Below are 18341 nucleotides of genomic sequence, written 5' to 3'. Positions count from 1 at the left end.
GCTTGTATTCGGCATCTGTTTGTGCTAATTCAGCCTGATAAGGTTGACATCGAGATAATTCATAAGAAATTGTTGACGGTGATCGGTTCAGCCGAACGCCCATTTGGATATTGGACAGCCCTAGTTCACAAAAAGTTTCGATTTTAATTCGTTCGGAATAGGTTATACTAGACAAAAGATCAGCTCCTAAAAGATGGGTTTGTGGTAAACACCATTTTAAAGGAAGCTGATCTTTTTTGTCCGAACAGCGTTCGGATTAATTTTACAATCTACCAAATATCTTTCACAAGTCTTTATTACGAATTTTATGATAAGAAAATAAAATATAATCAGTACTTTTGAGCGAAATTAACAATTGGTAAGAAAATTTGTTTTTAATCAAAATTATTTCAAAAAAAGCTTGATAAAGGTTCAACAAAGCGTTAGATTAATGCTACTTAATAAAAAATAAGTGAATAATTTAACTAGGAGGTTATTATGTCACGTAAACTTGCAATCATCGGCTTAGGCCATGTCGGATCAACAGTTGCTCATCAGATTGTCAGCACTGGTCTAGCTGATGATTTAGTCCTAATTGATACTAATGAATCAAAGGTCAAAGCGGACGCACTTGATTTTGAAGATGCAATGGCAAACTTGCCTTATCATACAAATATTTTCGTTAACGATTATGCCGAATTAAAAGATACCGACGTAATAATTTCGGCTCTTGGAAATATTAAGCTTCAAGACAATGCCAATGATGATCGTTTTGCCGAGTTGCCCTTCACAAGCAAGGCAGTCGTCAACGTTGCTAAAAAAATAAAAGCTTCTAATTTTAACGGAAAAATTATCGCTATTACAAATCCAGTTGACGTAATCACTTCAATTTATCAACAAATTACCGGATTGCCAAAAAAACACGTGCTTGGTACTGGTACTTTATTAGATTCTGCACGAATGAAACGGTCGGTAGCAAAAAGACTAAAGATCGATCCACGTTCGGTAGTTGGCTACAATCTCGGAGAACACGGCAACTCTCAGTTCACAGCTTGGTCAACCGTTCGGGTTCTTGGCAAAAAAATCAGCGAGATCGCAGTTGATAAAAAACTGGACCTTGATGAAATCAATCGAGAAGCCAAAGTTGGAGGTTACACGGTTTTTCACGGTAAAAAATATACTAATTACGGGATTGCCAGTGCTGCAGTTGTTTTGTACCAAGCAATTATCAGTAATTCAATGACCGAAATGCCGGTTTCAAATTATCGAGAAGAATATAAGTCTTATTTGTCTTATCCGGCAATTGTTGGTGGGGATGGTATTGCTGAGCAGTTACAACTTGATTTAACCAAAGAAGAATTAAAAAAATTACAAATTTCGGCAGATTATATTAAAAATAAGTATGCCGAAAGTATGGAATAAATTTTAAAAAGTACAAAAACCGTTCTAGTTATCCTCACCTTTAATCAGGATAGCCAGAGCGGTTTTAATTTTATTTTTTAATTTAAAAAACTCATAAATCAAAACACTTTTAAAAAAAATAATTACATAAATTATCATAAATTCAAGTATTTGCTATCCTTTTCAAAAGCGATGAATAAAACTTTAATTTCTTTAAACGTTTTTAGCCATCCTTTGTTGGTTTCCGGTTTTAAAATTGCTGACATAATCAGCCTTATGCTCACATCCAGATAAAAGATTTTGCAAAAATATTTGTTCAAATATATCAAAAGCGAAAAAACAATTAAAATAACTCTAATAAAAAAACTCCTTGTTGAAAAATTCCGCCAAGGAGCTTTTAAAATTATTTGAGATAAATTTTCAAACCTTTTCAAATTGAGGTTCATTAACAACGCTCCGAATATGTGCTTGCGCAGCAGCCAGGCGTGCAATTGGTACTCGATAAGGCGAGCAGGAAACATAAGTTACGCCAATTTCCTCAAAAAATTCGATTGATTTCGGATCGCCGCCCACTTCGCCACAAACACCGATTGGCAAATCTTTTTTCGTTTTTCTTCCCTTAACAACCGCAATTTTCATTAATTCGCCGACACCTTCGGTATCAACAGTCTGGAAAGGATCAACAGGAAGAATTCCCTCTTTGATATATGCCGGTACAAAAGAACCGATATCATCCCGGGAGTAGCCAAAAGTTAATTGTGTCAAATCATTTGTACCAAAACTAAAGAAATCCGAACATTCTGCGATTGCATCGGCTGTGATGCAGTCACGTGGCATTTCCATCATTGTTCCCACTGTATATTTAACAGCGATATCGTTTTCCGTCGATACTCTATCAATCTGTTTAACCACCAGATTCCGAACCCAGGCCATTTCCTGTTTTGAATTTGTTAACGGAATCATGATGTGAGGAGAAACCTCAACTCCTTCATTATGCAAGCGGACGACAGCGTTCATGATTGCCTGAACCTGCATCTCGTAAATATCCGGGAAGGTAACGGCCAAACGGTCTCCACGATGACCAAGCATTGGGTTTGATTCTTTCAAGGAATCAATCCGATCTTTAAGTTTTTCCGAACTAATTTGTGTCTGTTTGGAAACGACTTCAATTTCTTTTTCATCATGCGGCAGGAACTCATGAAGTGGCGGATCCAATAGTCTGATCGTAACCTCTTTATCGCGGGCCAACTTATAAATTTCGTAAAAATCCCCCTGCTGCATTTGAAGAAGTTTTTTCAAAGGGTCCTTTCGGCCAGCAGCATCTTCAGCCAAAATTAAACGACGCATTTGCAACAAGCGTTCCGGTTTGAAAAACATGTGCTCGGTCCTGGTTAAACCAATCCCGTCGGCATCGAAATCCAAAGCTTTTTGAAAATCCTTTGGTGTATCGGCATTTGTATAAACACCCATTTTGCTGGCTTCTTTTGCCCATCCGAGCAACACGGAAAGTTCGCCTTTGATCGTTGCATCAGTGGTCTTGATTCTGCCTAAATACAAGTTTCCGCTTGTGCCATCGACCGAAACCCAATCGCCTTCGTGAATCAATTGATTCTTAACCTTAGCAACTTTTTTTGATAATCGACTTCTAATTCGTGAGCTCCAACGACCCCAGTCGAAGCCATCCCACGTGCCACAACAGCTGCGTGCGATGTCATACCGCCCCGCGAAGTAACGATTGCCTGACTGACAATCATTCCCTCGATATCTTCCGGAGACGTGTCGGCACGCATCAAAACGACCTTTTTATTATTATCGCTAGCTTGTTTTGCGTCTTGGGCTGTGAAATAAACTTGTCCGCTTGCAGCCCCAGGAGAAGCTGGGAGTCCAGTTGTGAGAATCTCGTGTTGTCGAAGATCCTCTTCTTCAAATTCCGGATGGAGCATTTTCGAAACAGATTCCGGTTCAACCCTAAGCAAAGCCTCTTTTTTACTAAGCAAACCTTCATTAACCTGATCGACGGCAATTTTAACAGATGCCGTCGGTGTTCGTTTGCCACTACGAGTTTGAAGCAAATACATTTTTCCGTTCTCGATCGTAAATTCCAGATCCTGCATATCACGATAATGATTTTCCAGCTTTTTTGCGATATCCAACAATTGTTCATACAAGATTGGCATTGATTCCTTTAGAACAGAGACTGGTTTCGGTGTCCGAATGCCTGCAACAACATCTTCTCCTTGAGCGTTAAGCAAATATTCTCCAAAAAGGCCTTCCTCGCCAGTTGATGGGTTTCTCGTGAAAGCAACTCCCGTTCCTGAGTCCTCTCCATAGTTGCCAAAAACCATTTCCTGAATATTTACCGCAGTTCCGAGATCTTCTGAAATATTATTTTGGCGACGGTAAATCTGTGCCCGATGGTTATTCCAAGAATCAAAAACCGAATTAACAGCTGCTAGAAGTTGTTCTTTTGGATCCTGAGGGAAACCACCATGATCGTAATTTTCGTAAAGATTCTTAAACTTGGCTACAATTTCCTTCAAATCATCAATTGTTAAATCCAGATCCGATTCGTAATTATTGGCAATTTTCGTATCCGTCAAAATTTGATCAAAATCATCCTCCGGAATTCCATCGACAACGTTACCGAACATAGCCAGTAAACGCCGGTAGCTATCGTATGTGAATCTTTCATTACCGGTTAATTCTGCCAATGCAATAACCGTTTGATCATTTAATCCAATATTTAAAATTGTATCCATCATTCCAGGCATCGAAATAGCAGCGCCTGAACGGACTGAAAGTAGTAATGGATGATCTGATCCATTGAATTGTTTGCCCGTCAGCCTGCTTAAGGCACTTAGTGACTGATCAAGTTCTGCCAGAAGCTGTTCACTTAATTCCTGTCTGTGTTGGTAATCGTGACAGGCTTCAGTTGTAATCGTGAAACCGTGTGGAACTGGCAGATCCATATTGGTCATCTCGGCCAAACCGGCGCCTTTCCCTCCCAACAAGTCGCGCATTTTCATATTGCCTTCTGAAAAGTCATATATTTGTTTAGCCATATATTCGCTCCTTTTGAACAAATAATACGTATTATTGGTTCAATATATAATGTATAATATATTCAAAAAAATAGCAAGCGCTTACATTAAATTTATATCAAAAAGCCTTTAAACCGGTCTTATTTCTTAATATGACCTGAATATTGCTTTAATATTTTTTTAAATATGACGTATTTTATAAAAAATTAATGCTTAACAAATATTATAAAAAAGAGACAAAAAAGTCCCTTTTTATTTTATTTAAAATTCAAATTCAATTGTTTATTGTTTTCATACCGATTTCGATGAAATGTTGAAAAATTCTGTTTTTGGTTATTTTCCCAATCGCATGACGGCTTGACTGTTTCTCTACCACGGGCAAAGAATCAACCTTATGAAGTAAAAGCAATTTCCCGGCTTCGATAACCGACATATCAGGAGTTGCTGTAATAATATTCGGCATTCTCGTCATTATAATGCTGGCCATCATTGACTGAACATTACTATTATTCAAACTGGCTCGCAAAAGATCTTTTCGGGAAATTAAACCAACCAAATCACCTTTTTCATTGACAACATATAGAGAACCAACATCTTTTAAAAATAATTTCCCGACAGCCACCTGAAGTGTGTCACTAGCCTTAATTTCGGTCGTTGGCAGTAAAATCTCAGAAATAGGCGTCTGATAAATATGATCGTAATCAAAGTTCAATAATTGGTTGCCCTTAAACTCATAACCCACTTTTGGACGGGCATTCAAAATTTCAACCGAAGTTAGAAAACGCAAATCCGGTCTAATTGTCGAAACACTAAGTTCTAAATTACCAGCAATTTTTTCACTGGTCAAAGGGCTGGTTTGTTTCAGCATATTAATAATGCGAGTTTGTCGTTTCGTAAAGTCCATGCTAATAACTCCATAAATATTTTTAATCAAAAATTAGATTGCGATATTACAAGCATAACCGATCCACCTGTTTAATACATACTAGTTATAGCATTAGTGCGTTCTTCATAAAGATTCGAACTGTTTTTTTATTAAACATAATTCTCGGATTAAAAATTCATCCTTCGCTGATGCGCAAAACACAGGCGCCCTGCATATCGCCGTGCGACAAATGGCGCAGCGCTTCATCGGCTTTTTCAAAAGGATACTCAGTTGTTTTTGGATGAATCTTCAATCGATCGGCCAAAGTCAGGAATTCTTCACCATCGCGACGTGTATTACTTTCAACACTAGTAAGAACTTTTTCATGAAACAAATGATTCTGGTAGTTCAGCGAAGGAACATCGGTTAAATGGATACCGGCTAGTGCTAATGTCCCGCCGGCTGCCAAATTTTCCAAAGCTTTCGGCACGATATCGCCAACCGGAGCAAAAAGAATTGATGAATCCAAAGAGACCGGAGATGGGTCGTAAACGCCCTGGGCCGACGCCGCACCTAGTTCCAAAGCAAAACGCTGTGCGTCTTTTCCACGCGTGAATACGTGGACTTCAATACCTTGAGCAATGGCAATCTGAGCTGCCAGATGAGCAGAACCACCAAAACCATAAAGACCTAGGCGGCCTCCGGCCGGAACATTTGCCCGACGAAAAGCATGATAGCCAATGATGCCGGCACAAAGCAGCGGCGCAGCAGTGACCGAGTTAAAAGCAGACGGAATCCGATAAGCAAATCCTTCTGGAACAGTCACATATTCGGCATACCCTCCATCATGATCCCAACCAGTATAAAGCGAATTAGGACAAAGATTCTCTTTGCCGGATCGGCAATAAGTACATACGCCGCAGGTCCAACGCAACCAAGGAACTCCAATCCGATCGCCTAAATTAAAACGACCTGCTTGTGGGCCGTTCGCGACGACCCGCCCAATAATTTCATGGCCGGGAATTACGTGGGGATGATGAACCGGAAGATCACCTTCGGCAACATGCAGATCAGTGTGGCAAATACCGCACGAAATAACCCGAACCAACACTTCACTGGTTTTAGGGACCGGAACCGGATGTTTTACAAAATGAATGGGCGATGGCGAGCTATCAATTGGCGCTGGGCTAGCCACTTCCCAAGCCCGCATTTCGCTGGGAATTCTTTCAGAACCGCCAACATCAACAGATTCTTTTGAATTAAAAGTATTTTCAGGTTTCATAAGCATAACCTCTTTTTCAAATAAAACATCAACAAACTCATTTTGGCTTGAATTCATTTTAAATTAAGCCTAACGGTTCATACACATACATAATATATGCAATATTATGAAAAAACAAAAACAGTAATTATTAAACTAGACAAATAATATTATCGTTATGTAAGTTTAAAAAAAGAACTAATCAACAAGATTAGTCCCTCCAAATAGATATTTCAAAAATTATTATTCCAGTTAACCAATTAATCAGTTACAAAACATCATGGATGGTCACAACGCCAACAACTTTTTCGTCGTTATCAATAACTACCAAGTTTGAAATTCCATGATTGGCCATTAACTGCCAAGCGGTTCTATTACGCTTTTCCTGATTGATACTAACGAAGCCTTTCGTCATATAATCAGAAGCTACTGATTTTTTAACAGATTGAACCGACAGGAATTTCTTTCTAATATCTCCATCGGTAACAATCCCAATCGCCTTGCCGCTATCTTTATCTTTGACCAAAGTCATTCCGATACCATAATCGCTGATCTGATAAATAACTTCGTTAATCGGCGTGTCTTCGTTGGCATAAGGAACCTTTTCATGCATAACATGTTTAACTCTTTGCAGCAATAGCTTCCCAATTGTCCCACCAGGATGATACAAAGCGAATTGATTTCTATTAAAGGAAATACTCTTTTCCATAGCTGCCAGAAGAGCATCCCCAAATACCAGTGTTGCTGTCGTCGAACTAGTTGGAGCAAGCCCGGTAGTATCAGCTTCTTTAGAGACGCCAAGGTCAAAAGCCAGACCGGTATTAGTTGCCAAAGTGGAATCCAAATTGCCGGTCAAAGAGACTGTTTTAAGACCCTTTGGATAAATCGTCTGCAATGCAAAAAGAGTCTGGACAACTTCCTGTGTTTCGCCACTATTCGAAACGAAAATTAACAAATCATCATCTGATATCCGGCCAAGGTCTCCATGATAAGCTGTTCCGGCATCGACTGTAAAACTATGAATTGAAACAGATGAAAGCGAAGCAGAAATTTTTTCGGCAATAATTTGAGATTTGCCAATTCCAATGAACACAATCCGGCCATTGGTGTCGTTAATCAGATCGACCAATTTGTCAAATTTATCGTCTAAACGTTTAGCCACGCTTGCAAGCTCAGCCGATTCCTTTGCAAATACATCACGAGCGATCTCATAATAAGCCATCAGCGGACCTCTCCTCTTGGCTGGCCAGGTGTTCTTGAAAAATATGATTGGCAGAGACTAAAATCGGTTCAATCTTGCTCAAATATAATTGATTATCGGCATCGGAGATAGCTTCCGGCGGATTAGGATGAACTTCGGCGAAAATGCCGTCAACGCCGATTTCCAAGGCAGCCCGCATCAATGGAAAAGCATAATCCCGATTGCCACCGGAATGATTGCCATGAGCACTTGGAACTTGAACAGAATGAGTCGCATCGAAGATGATTGGAAAACCGGCTTCCCTCATCTCGATCAGACCGGTCATATCAACAACCAAGCGATGATAACCAAAGCTGGTTCCCCGCTCCGTGATCAGAATCTTCGACGTAATTGGGTCGATTTTGGAAGTTGCCGATTTAATATCTTCAGGTGCCATGAATTGGCCCTTTTTGATGTTAACGACTTTTCCGGTTTTTGCAGCCGCCAACAACAAATCGGTTTGTCGACTCAAAAATGCTGGTATCTGTAAGACATCGGCAACTTCGCTGACTGGCTGACACTGATATGATTCGTGGACATCGGTCACAATTGGTAAATCAAAATTCTTTTTGATCCTTTCCAAAATCGCGAGGCCCTTTTCCAAGCCGCTGCCTCTGTCGGAATCAGCGGAACTCCGATTGGCCTTATCAAAGGAAGACTTAAAAACATAATTGATATGGAGCTTTTCGGTAATTTCCTTCAGTTTCTCGGCAACTTGAGCGCAAGTTTCATATGATTCAATTGCACAAGGACCCGCTAAAAGAGTCAATTGAGAATCTTTAAAAGCAAAATCTTTAAAAACGGTAGAAATTTTTTCTGTCATAAACTTCTCCTTAAAATAAATTTTGAAAAGATGATCTTTCCTTCAATTTGAAGGAAAATGAAAAACAGTATGAAATTGTTAATTTTATACAAGTATACAGAAAAAAGATTAAATAAAAATTACTATTTGATTTCACGGAGTGGTTGCTTGCGTATTTCGAAAGAAAAAAATATTTTCCTAGGAAACGGTCAGAACCCAGATTAAACAACTATTTGCTAATTAAAAAAATTTTTCCAGGCATCATTGACTGCCTTATGACTTTTATCCCAAGGAAAAATCTTCGCAACGCCAAGAACGTGCGACTTTTTGACAAAACCAAAATATCTACTATCTTCAGAAACTGAACGATTGTCCCCCAAAACAAAATAATTGCCCTTTGGAACTTTAACAGCTTTTCCATCAATCCAATGAGATTTTCCGGAAACAAAAGCCGATTTGCCCGATGACAGATATGACAAATCCCAGTTCCCGGTTCCTGTAGTTCGGTTATAACGAGAAATATATGTTTGAGATATTTTTTTGCCGTTAACATAGATATTTCCGTTGGAAGCTTTAATTTTGTCGCCCGGGACACCGATTACACGCTTGACATAATATTTTTCTCTGGCTTTAATACCGGGGTCCTCTTTTTTAGCATTAAAAATAATTACGGAGCCGCGATGTATTTTTTCCAGCTTGAAAGCCCAAACTCTCTGGCCGTTTTGGAGGTTATTCAACATTGAATCGCCATCGACTTTAACCGGAACCAAAAAAAACGAATGAATTATAAATGCCAGTAATAACCCAATCGTTATCGGAAAAATCCATGAAAATATTTTTTTAATTTTACCCATAATAATCCGCCCAGTCTTTCTAACTAAATAGGCTACTACAAGACCTTGATCATTAAAAAAAAATTTTAAGAATATCCAAAGAAATCATATTATTTTTGAGTTGATTCAATCGGATTTTATATTGGAAAATTTAATCTTCTTTGTTGGTAATTGATATTTGTAATATCTGATTTAAATTATTATAATGGATTGATGTAAGCGCATCCATTGATGTTGCTTACAGTAATTTACACTTTCAATTTTTTATGTTTACATCAAAAAACGTTTATGCCCACCCACTTTTTGGGGCATTTTTTTAACTCAAAAATACTAGTCGATTAATTAGGAAGGCCTATTGACAAAAAAGCTGCCAAAAAAAAGGAATCGATCAGCGAGATCTCCGGAACAACAGCTTATGCGTGAAATTGAAAAAAAGATAAATTACAACAGTCGCAAGGAGGACAAGAAGCAAGTAGAGGGAAAAAATCGAAATAATAAAGACCCACACAGCATTGTTTTTCAATAACAGCGAATAGGTATCGTGGATTCCCTCATAATCAAACAATAGGTGCTTCGTGGCATCCAGAATCGTCAATAATGTAGTGATAAAAAAACCATATTTAAAACTTCTTTTTAGTACTTTAATTTTCATCGGTAAAAAATAATCTTAATAATTATACAAAAAAATAATGCTTAATATAAAATAAATCATAAAAGCGATCTGGACAAAAAAGTTCTTAAACAATTATCAATCGTTTGATATAACTATGAATTAAAAAACAGCCACAAATATGACTGTTTTTTAGAGAAAACTAAATTTTAAGAGAAGAACTTATACGAGGACGTTGTTATCAACGCCAAAGTTTATTATAATACATAAATGTAAGCGAATACAACAATGTTGCTTACAACTTCTTTCGATTTCAAATTACTTGATGTTTGAATTTGTGATTCTCTATTTTAAATAACTGCAATTGATGATAAAGATCGTGGTTATATTAATACTCTTATTGGATTGTAATTAATTAAAACTCCCGATTACTTGGATCGGGAGTTTTTTTAACTTAAATACTCAATGTGTATACGAATTTCGTTTTTAATATTTGACCAATAATCAAGTTATTCATTTTGCATCGTAAGCTTCTTGGAATATTTTAACGATATCCTCTTTAGTACCTTTACGTGGATTGGAAAATGCATTGCCGTCTTTTAAGGCATTTTCTGCCATTAAGTCGAAGTCTTCGGGTTTTGCGCCGATATCTTTAATCGAGTGTGATATACCAACATCTTCAGATAGCTGTTTCATTGCTTTAATTGATAATTCGGCGGCGTCTCTGGTTGACAATCCATCAGTATTTTCGCCCATAATCCGTGCCAGTTCGGCAAAACGTTCCGGATCGGCGATTAAATTGTATTCTTCAGCATAAGGAAGAAGCAACGCACAGCAAACACCATGTGGGGCATCATACTGGCCACCCAACTGATGAGCCATTGCATGTACATAACCGAGATTGGCATTATTAAAGGCCATTCCAGCCAACATCTCGGCTTCGACCATTTTGGTACGAGCTTGAAGATTGTGTCCGTTAGCAACAGCTTCACGTAAACTGCTTTCAATTAATTTAATCGCCTGAATGCATTGTGAATCAGTAATCGGATTATGATCAACCGAAACATAAGGTTCAACTGCTTGAACAAAAGCATCCATACCAGTTGCAGCTGTTAGTCCCTTTGGAATGTCTAACATCAATGTCGGATCATTAAACGACACAAGAGGAATATTTCTCCAGGAAACAACAACGAATTTGAGGTGCGTCTCTTCATTAGTGATAACAGCATGCCGGGTCAATTCCGAACCAGTCCCGGCTGTCGTGTTAACAGCAATCAACGGAGGCAGCGGATTTTTCAGCGTCTCGATGCCGGCCAATTTTGTAATGTCGTCGCCATTCGTCATAATGATGCCGGCACCTTTTCCGGTATCATGGGCTGATCCACCACCAACCGTAATAATTGAATCAGCGTCCTCCTTCTCGTACAATGTTTTGACTTCTTTAATGTTATGAATTTTTGGGTTCGGTTCGACTTCGTTATAAACAACATAATCGACACCGGATTTTTTTAAAGAAGCAAGTGTTTGAGCAACAGCACCATTTTTTAAATTCTCAAGAAACTTATCAGTTACAATAACCGGTTTCTTCATTCCCAGCATTTTTGCACGTTCGCCAATTTTTGAAATGACCCCCGGACCAAAGAAATTAACACTGGGCATCAAAAAATCATATGCACGCTCTACCATATTTTTAAGCCTTCTTTCTGGGATGGATAATACTATTTTGTGTTATTCATGATAAATATATCACAAGGAAACTTTTCGGTTAAATCAAAGGTCGTGAATGAATATTTATTGGAATATTTTTATTTAAATATTTTTATTTTTTAATTAAAATAATTTATTTTGGTTAAAATTAAAGTTGCTGAGTTCTTTGATCAAAAACAAATAAAGCTTATTGACGAGAAAAGCCTCATAGCTTTCTTAATGAATGATTAGCAAAAATAAAGGAGAACGGGTGTTGAATGGACAAAAATATAAACCTAGATCGTGCGATCGAACTTGCAATTGCATTGATGAACCTCAATTCTAATTTTCAGCAAAAGTATGATTCAATCGAGTTGACAAGAGAAAGCGACATAATGGAGCTTGTGAGGATGTTTAAAAAAGACTTGGACAACATGTCCTGAAAAAGTATTTTAAATCTAAAATCTCACTGACCAGCTAATTTTCAGGCAGAGTGTATAACGAACGCTTGGAAATATTAATTTTGAATTTATTTGAATAAATTATTTCACCCGTGACTAAACGAGCGGCAAAAACAAAATTTGTTTTCGAATAATCCAAACCGGTGAACTTTGCTGAAATAGATTTTTTAACGGTAGAAAAACTAATGTCTACGAAAAATCCGTCCAAACCGTCTAGTGAAAAAGGAACATAAACCATTTTATTAGCCGTCTTGGATATTCTTTCACCCTCAACAAGGAGCGTTCTAATATTTAAAACAATTTTATTTTTTGGAATAACTTTATTATTTTCCGATTTTGGTTCGACGATTAAATAGAGTCTATCAAAAAGAATTGGTACACCCTTCTCCTTTTTCAAGAGAACCCTTATATAGTTAGTTTCTCTTTTGCCATCATCACTCAAATTTTTTTTTGAAATTTTGCCGTTTTTAACCAGCAGTTTCCCTTTAAACACGGGCAGCCGATTGAAGGAAAAAGCAATAGCAACGAATAAAATGATGATCAAAAGTATAAATAATGTTTCTCTTAAAAACTCGTTGGAAAAATTTTGTAGTATAAATTTAATTATTTTAGTTAAAATTAGCCTCTTTTTACTATATCTAAATTAAAAACTTTATTCTCATTATGCCAAAATTTCTGCATGAAAATTTAAAATTAAATGATTCTTGAAAACAAAAACTTCAAAATTCGGTTTCAAGATTCAGGCCTAAGATTGTGTGCTTGAAAAACGTTTTCAAGTATAATGAGATGCAGCAATCATAGTTCTTGATGAAATACGAAACGTCTGATGACAGCACGCTATATTGAAATTTATCAACAATTCAAAACAGATATTATTCAGGAAAAGTACCCTGCCAATTCTTTTTTGCCGAGCGAAGCAAAAATAGCCAGTCAATTTTCCTGTTCTCGGGATACCGTCCGCAAAGCTTTATCACATTTGGAAGAGGACGGTTTTATTCAAAAGCAGCATGGCCGCGGATCACAGGTTTTGCAACATAGTTTAGTCAACTTTCCAATTTCTGGTTTAACAAGTTTCCAAGAATTAAAACAGGTTCAAAGGTTGGATGCAAATACAAAAGTTGTGTTGCTTAAGAGACTTCAATCAACGGCTATGAACCGACAAACGACTGGTTTTCCGGCCAAAACCAAACTATATCACCTCATTCGCGTCCGTTATATTAACGGTTTGGCCAGTGTCATTGACGAAGATTATTTCGATCGGAGCGTGGTGCATAATTTAACAGCTGAAATTGCTGCTGGTTCAATCTATGAATATTTAGAAAACACAGAGAAGCTTACTATTTCATATGCTGAAAAATCAGTGACAGCAGAATTAATCAGCAAGCAGGATCGCTTGTTAATGCCCGATCTTCCCGAACGGGAGAACCGTTTAATCCAAGTCGAAAGTCGTGTCCATTTAGCCGACACAACATATTTTCAACATACGATCAGTAGACACCGACCTGATAAATTTCAATTTAATGAATTCTCCCGACGCCAAAAAAAATAACGAAAAACCCGCTCTTAAAAGATCGGGTTTTATTTTAATATTTAATTGCAAGTGTCTCGTATGGCTTAAGAGTTAACTGCCTAGCAATCCTTTTATTCGAATAATTCGACAATATAATTTTCCCGCCAAGAGACTCTAACGGCAGTGATAAAGTAATTTTTTCTTCACCAAAATGGTTGATTACAAGTAATGAATCTTCCTGAAATTGTCGTTTAAAAGCAATTATTTCGGGAATGTCTGGAAAGAAAGGTTGATAATCCCCTTTAGCAATAACTTTTTCTTGTTTTCTCAATAAAATAAGTTGTTGGTAGAAACTAAACAATCCATTCGGGTCAGACAGATCCTTAGCAACATTGATATCTTTATAATTTCCATTAGCCAACCACGGCTTGTGTCGTGAGAAACCAGCATATTTTTCTGAATTCCATTGCATTGGTATTCTAGAATTATCACGTGACTTGCTTTTAACGATTTGGAAAGCTTCACTAGCTGAGGTCCCTTTTTTCAATAATTCTTTATAAGCATTATGGGATTCGACATCGACATAACTATCGATAGATTTGAAATCCGGGTTTATCATACCGATTTCCTCACCCATGTATATATATGGAGTGCCCCGATTCAAATGAACAACGGCAGCCAACATTTCCGCTCCCAAACGGTAATATTTCGGGTTGGAAACGAAGCGGTTAATCGCACGTGGTTGATCATGATTGTTCCAAAACCAAGCAGGCCAGCCGTTACCATCCGATAAGCCCTTTCCCCATTGATGCAGAACCTGTCGCAATTTTTGAAAATCATAAGGTATTTTGGTCCATTTATCGCCATTTTGATAGTCGACTTTTAAATGATGGAAAGTAAATGCCATCGACAGTTCGTGACGATCCGGTGCCGTGTATTCAACTGCGTTTTCAACGCTAGTTGAGCTTAGTTCGCCGACCGTCATAATATTATTTTCTTTAGCAAAAACGTCTCGATACATATTTTGCAAGTAATCATGGACGATTGGTTTATCCGTATACATAGTTTTACCGTCCCCGCCAGTCGGATCGTCTAATAATTGCTGATCCTTGCCAATTACGTTGATTACATCGAAACGAAAAGCTTTCACGCCTTTATCAAGCCAAAATTTCAACACATGATTTACTTCCGAAACAACTTCCGGGTTCCGCCAATTCAAATCCGCTTGGGAAATATCATATAAATGCAGATAATCCAAGTCAGTATCCCCAAACGATGCCCAGGCGCTGCCGCCAAATTTGGACTGCCAGTTATTTGGAGCGGAACCGTCAGCTTTTTTGGGTCTAAGAATATAATAAGCCTGATATTTTTTGTCCCCGGCCAAAGCTTTTTGAAACCATTGATGAGTTATCGAAGTATGGTTAAATACCATGTCCATCATAATGCTAATATTATGCTCAGCCGCTTTGGAAACAAGTTCCTTAAAATCATTCATTGTGCCAAAAATCGGATCAATCGCACGATAATCACTAATATCGTATCCATTATCGCGTTGAGGGGAAGGAAAAATCGGATTCAGCCACAAATAGTCAATTCCTAATTTGGCTAAATACGGTAAATTTTCAATAATTCCCTTCAAATCGCCAATACCATCATTGTTGCTGTCTTTGAACGATTTTGGGTAAACTTGATAGACAACTTTATTTGCAAAGTCAGACATAGTTCCGTCCTTCATAAATTAGTTAACTGCCTCCTTAAAGACATTCTTTCTCTCGACGTTTCTTACCATGTCAACGTCGTTATCCTTGAATCCCCAGAAGTAAACAGCTAGGAACGAAACAACCGTCGTTACAATACTTGCAATTACGAAAATCCAAATATTATTCGGGTTTGTCTTTGAGAAGAAGGAAGGAAAACCAATCCAGGATCCCGTGAACCCATACATATTTATTTTCATTAATCCAGCAGTAAAGGCACCAACAGCACTGCCAATACTTGCCATCCAAAAGACACGCCCGTATTTCAAATTAATACCATACATTGCTGGTTCTGTTACTCCGGCAAAACCAGATAATGCACCGGCAAAGGCCAGGTTTTTAAGATCTTCTTTCTTTGATTTTGCCCAAACGCCCAAAGCTCCGGCTCCTTGCGCAATCATTGTGAAATTAACTAATCCGTTTAAAACAGAATGTCCCGTCGAGGCAATATCGTTGGAAATAAGTGGAATAACCATCCAATGCAGACCGAAGATAACCAAGCACTGATAGAAAGCTCCGATAACCAATCCAGCAATTGCTTCGTTAGAAGTAACCAGAAAGTTAATCACAGCAGCCAAACCAGCCGAAATAAGAGAAATAACCGGGCCGACTATAGCTACAACAACTGTTGTAACAATAAACAGTGTGAATAAAGGTTGGAAAATCGAGCGTAAACTAAGCGGCAAAACTTTCTTCAACCAATTTCCGACCGGGCGTGCCAGCCAAGCCGCGAAAATAATTGGAAAAATTGTGTAAGAATAATTCGGAATGTGAATCGGCAAACCAAAGAAGGTTGCATTTAAAGGAATTCCAAATAAACTATTTATTCCCTTTGTCGAGGCCGCTGCAATCGCAATTACGGTTGGATGTACGAGTACACCACCGATGGCAGCGACAGTAATCGGATCGGATTTCAACTGCTTAGCAGCCGTGTATCCGACTAGAATCGGCAGGAAATAAAAGGTCGAATCGCCCATCGCGTTAATCAAGATATAAGTTGTTGATTTAACATCAATCCAACCTAAGTTAAATGTAAAAAGGGTCAAAAAACCTTTTAAAATACCGGAAGCTGCCAACAATCCAATGATCGGAATCATTGAGCCTGTGATCGTTCCAATCAATAATTGAAAGCCGTAGACAATCCAGCCCCAAGGATTAGTTGGCCGCTTTTTTCCTGCTGAAGCCTGCGTCTCGGCCACTGCTTGATTAGTCGCATTTTCATCGACAACTGATGTACCCAATTGGGCTACCACCTGATCATAGACATCCGTGACAGCAGGGCCGATAACAATTTGATACTGGCCAAGCGCCACATTGTAAACGGCCCCTGCTACCCCAGGCAAACTGGAAATTTTTTCTGTATCGGCTTTCTTTTCATCTTTTAAATAAAATCTTAATCGAGTAATACAATGAATAACTTTGTCAACATTATCCGCTCCGCCAACACCATCGATGATATCGGCAGCCAATTTTTTATAATCTTGCTTTGCCATAATAACCTCTCAAATAAAAATTACTTACTTTTAGCCCAACCAATAGACTCTCCGTGATCGGAAACTCCGTAATCGACAGAAAAATCGTCAAGCAAGTCCTTGGAATTAGTAATCAAAACCATTGTTGTTAAAGGAAAACCAGCTTTCTTGATTTCCGACCAGTCAACTTCGGCGACTTTATCGCCACCGGAAACAATATCGCCTACTTTGACAAAAAGTTTGAAGGGTTCCCCATTCATGCTGACCGTATCGATACCCATATGAAGCAAAACTTCCAAGCCGTCGGCTCTTTTAAATCCAACAGCATGTGGTTGAAGGACGGTGACCTCACCAGAGACAGGTGCTACAACTAGCTTGTCTTCCGGTTCGACAGCAAAGCCTTCGCCCATCATCTTCTGAGCAAAAACAGGGTCAGAAACAGTCGATAAATTGACAACCTTTCCGTTTACGGGAACATACAATTTTTGATCATCAACTAATACTTTTTTCTTTTTTCCGAAACCCAGCATCGTTACCTCCTTCACTTGTACGTACAACTTTGCCTTACTCCTTAATCATAATCAATCATTGAACTTTTTGCAAGTGTTTACATAAAGCGTTTTCAAAAAAAGCTTTCAGCAATGTTTTTATTTTTGAGATTTTTTCAATAAAAAAACATCTCAATTAAGAGATGATTTTCAGTAGTTTCAAATTCAAATTTTTCACGAATTCTCGGGGAAAGAAATAATTGATTCTGACTCTTTCTAAATTATGTTAAATAAGGCATTAAATTCTTAAGCACGATCTCAAAGCCGGCTGGCAGCATGTGTACTCCGTCAAAAGTTAAGTCGGAACGTAAATGGCCTTCGCTATCAGCTAGTCCTTCATTAACATTGATAAACTGATAGCCATTTTCCTCAGCTAATTGACGAACTTTTTCATTTGCTTTTTGCAGATCGCTGTTGCTTCTGTCATCAAAATCAGTGCCAGTGCCTGACATCGGATAATAAGCCATCACAAATACTTTGCTGTCTGGCAGTTTTTCTTTTATTCGTTTTAAGATGTTGTCGTAGTTTTCCAAAAAAATTTTTTCTGGTACATTAAACCCGACGTCATTTGATCCAATGTTGATAAAAATTTTACTGGGTACCAAATCAAAGATAAGTGTGTCGGTGTGTTGAAGCAAATCCGCTGTCGTTGTGGCACGAACACCACGATTGTAAATTATTTTGTTCAAACCGAGATCATGATCCTTTTGCATTTTCTCAATGGGAAAAAATTCCATTAATGACGAACCAACAAAATCAATCTGTCCTTTTTTTGCTTTTTTGTTATTTTCGGCATATTTCTTTCGAAGAGAATCTTGGAATTCTGTAATTCGGGGATCTAATTTTGTTAGTTTCTGTGTTTCTTTTTTCATTTC

15 protein-coding genes and 1 pseudogene are annotated in these 18341 nt (G+C 38.0%); 2 read left to right on the top strand and 14 right to left on the bottom strand.

Going from position 1 to position 18341, the window contains the following annotated elements; translation table 11 throughout:
• Positions 1 to 175 (bottom strand): helix-turn-helix domain-containing protein (locus A3G9_RS1000000110000; protein WP_015639733.1); only part of this gene is annotated, 175 nt, incomplete at its 3' end.
• A gap of 302 nt (positions 176 to 477) precedes the next feature.
• Between A3G9_RS1000000110000 and A3G9_RS0108265 the strand changes: the two genes are divergently transcribed.
• Positions 478 to 1401 carry an L-lactate dehydrogenase gene (locus A3G9_RS0108265; protein WP_002821401.1) on the top strand — a complete coding sequence of 308 codons (924 nt, stop codon included), beginning with the start codon at positions 478 to 480 and terminating at the stop codon, positions 1399 to 1401.
• A gap of 134 nt (positions 1402 to 1535) precedes the next feature.
• On the opposite strand, the gene A3G9_RS1000000110760 is transcribed toward A3G9_RS0108265, so the two are convergent.
• From A3G9_RS1000000110760 to A3G9_RS0108205, 9 genes and pseudogenes are all read right to left on the bottom strand, one after another.
• Positions 1536 to 1826 (bottom strand): hypothetical protein, encoded by a 291-nt coding sequence (locus A3G9_RS1000000110760; RefSeq protein ID WP_002820355.1) that lies wholly within the window; start codon positions 1824 to 1826, stop codon positions 1536 to 1538.
• Positions 1801 to 4442 (bottom strand): annotated as a pseudogene (gene ppdK, locus A3G9_RS01000000109645) (pyruvate, phosphate dikinase). Before ppdK ends, A3G9_RS1000000110760 begins: the two are co-directional and overlap by 26 nt.
• Positions 4443 to 4695: 253 nt before the next feature.
• Entirely contained in the window at positions 4696 to 5325 is a 630-nt protein-coding gene (locus A3G9_RS0108245; protein ID WP_002819218.1) for a CBS domain-containing protein, read from the bottom strand.
• Between the two features lie 157 nt (positions 5326 to 5482).
• A complete protein-coding gene (locus tag A3G9_RS0108240; protein WP_044888989.1) occupies positions 5483 to 6568 on the bottom strand; it encodes a zinc-dependent alcohol dehydrogenase family protein in 1086 nt (361 codons plus the stop codon).
• Between the two features lie 247 nt (positions 6569 to 6815).
• Positions 6816 to 7769 (bottom strand): KpsF/GutQ family sugar-phosphate isomerase, encoded by a 954-nt coding sequence (locus A3G9_RS0108235; protein WP_002819220.1) that lies wholly within the window; start codon positions 7767 to 7769, stop codon positions 6816 to 6818.
• Positions 7756 to 8610, bottom strand: a complete 855-nt coding sequence (gene kdsA, locus A3G9_RS0108230; RefSeq protein ID WP_002816795.1) for a 3-deoxy-8-phosphooctulonate synthase — start codon at positions 8608 to 8610, stop codon at positions 7756 to 7758. Before kdsA ends, A3G9_RS0108235 begins: the two co-directional genes overlap by 14 nt.
• Positions 8611 to 8825: 215 nt before the next feature.
• Positions 8826 to 9443, bottom strand: coding sequence for a signal peptidase I (lepB, locus tag A3G9_RS0108225; protein WP_002819226.1), 618 nt, complete (start codon positions 9441 to 9443; stop codon positions 8826 to 8828).
• 1102 nt (positions 9444 to 10545) lie between these two features.
• Entirely contained in the window at positions 10546 to 11718 is a 1173-nt protein-coding gene (locus A3G9_RS0108215; protein WP_002819228.1) for an iron-containing alcohol dehydrogenase, read from the bottom strand.
• 477 nt (positions 11719 to 12195) lie between these two features.
• On the bottom strand, positions 12196 to 12723 hold the full coding sequence (locus A3G9_RS0108205) for a hypothetical protein (RefSeq protein ID WP_002819230.1): 528 nt from the start codon (positions 12721 to 12723) through the stop codon (positions 12196 to 12198).
• A 282-nt stretch (positions 12724 to 13005) separates the two neighbouring features.
• Between A3G9_RS0108205 and treR the strand changes: the two genes are divergently transcribed.
• A complete protein-coding gene (gene treR / locus A3G9_RS0108200; RefSeq protein WP_002819231.1) occupies positions 13006 to 13728 on the top strand; it encodes a trehalose operon repressor in 723 nt (240 codons plus the stop codon).
• Positions 13729 to 13762: 34 nt separating this feature from the next.
• Here the strand turns inward: treR and treC are convergent, their stop codons facing one another.
• The 4 genes from treC to A3G9_RS0108180 form a co-directional block, all read right to left on the bottom strand.
• Positions 13763 to 15409, bottom strand: coding sequence for an alpha,alpha-phosphotrehalase (gene treC / locus A3G9_RS0108195; RefSeq protein WP_002819232.1), 1647 nt, complete (start codon positions 15407 to 15409; stop codon positions 13763 to 13765).
• An 18-nt stretch (positions 15410 to 15427) separates the two neighbouring features.
• Positions 15428 to 16939 (bottom strand): PTS transporter subunit EIIC, encoded by a 1512-nt coding sequence (locus tag A3G9_RS0108190; RefSeq protein ID WP_002819233.1) that lies wholly within the window; start codon positions 16937 to 16939, stop codon positions 15428 to 15430.
• Positions 16940 to 16959: 20 nt separating this feature from the next.
• Complete coding sequence (locus A3G9_RS0108185) at positions 16960 to 17448, bottom strand: PTS sugar transporter subunit IIA (protein ID WP_002819234.1); 489 nt, start codon at positions 17446 to 17448, stop codon at positions 16960 to 16962.
• Between the two features lie 239 nt (positions 17449 to 17687).
• On the bottom strand, positions 17688 to 18338 hold the full coding sequence (locus A3G9_RS0108180; protein WP_002819236.1) for a GDSL-type esterase/lipase family protein: 651 nt from the start codon (positions 18336 to 18338) through the stop codon (positions 17688 to 17690).
• Between the last annotated feature and the right edge of the window lie 3 nt (positions 18339 to 18341).

Origin of the sequence: Oenococcus oeni DSM 20252 = AWRIB129 (assembly GCF_000372485.1) — a bacterium.
Classification (GTDB): Bacteria; Bacillota; Bacilli; order Lactobacillales; family Lactobacillaceae; genus Oenococcus; species Oenococcus oeni.
The sequence above is the reverse complement of the archived record's forward strand: the minus strand, read 5'-3'. Positions and strand labels throughout refer to the sequence as shown.

Excerpts from the sequence above, each read along its gene's own strand:
- A3G9_RS1000000110760 (WP_002820355.1), bottom strand. The coding sequence starts at position 1,826 with ATGAACCTCAATTTGAAAAGGTTTGAAAATTTATCTCAAATAATTTTA.
- A3G9_RS0108185 (WP_002819234.1), bottom strand. The coding sequence starts at position 17,448 with ATGCTGGGTTTCGGAAAAAAGAAAAAAGTATTAGTTGATGATCAAAAA.
- A3G9_RS0108180 (WP_002819236.1), bottom strand. The coding sequence starts at position 18,338 with ATGAAAAAAGAAACACAGAAACTAACAAAATTAGATCCCCGAATTACA.
- kdsA (WP_002816795.1), bottom strand. The coding sequence starts at position 8,610 with ATGACAGAAAAAATTTCTACCGTTTTTAAAGATTTTGCTTTTAAAGAT.
- A3G9_RS0108240 (WP_044888989.1), bottom strand. The coding sequence starts at position 6,568 with ATGAAACCTGAAAATACTTTTAATTCAAAAGAATCTGTTGATGTTGGC.
- A3G9_RS0108245 (WP_002819218.1), bottom strand. The coding sequence starts at position 5,325 with ATGGACTTTACGAAACGACAAACTCGCATTATTAATATGCTGAAACAA.
- A3G9_RS0108190 (WP_002819233.1), bottom strand. The coding sequence starts at position 16,939 with ATGGCAAAGCAAGATTATAAAAAATTGGCTGCCGATATCATCGATGGT.
- treC (WP_002819232.1), bottom strand. The coding sequence starts at position 15,409 with ATGTCTGACTTTGCAAATAAAGTTGTCTATCAAGTTTACCCAAAATCG.
- treR (WP_002819231.1), top strand. The coding sequence starts at position 13,006 with ATGACAGCACGCTATATTGAAATTTATCAACAATTCAAAACAGATATT.
- A3G9_RS0108235 (WP_002819220.1), bottom strand. The coding sequence starts at position 7,769 with ATGGCTTATTATGAGATCGCTCGTGATGTATTTGCAAAGGAATCGGCT.
- lepB (WP_002819226.1), bottom strand. The coding sequence starts at position 9,443 with ATGGGTAAAATTAAAAAAATATTTTCATGGATTTTTCCGATAACGATT.
- A3G9_RS0108215 (WP_002819228.1), bottom strand. The coding sequence starts at position 11,718 with ATGGTAGAGCGTGCATATGATTTTTTGATGCCCAGTGTTAATTTCTTT.
- A3G9_RS0108265 (WP_002821401.1), top strand. The coding sequence starts at position 478 with ATGTCACGTAAACTTGCAATCATCGGCTTAGGCCATGTCGGATCAACA.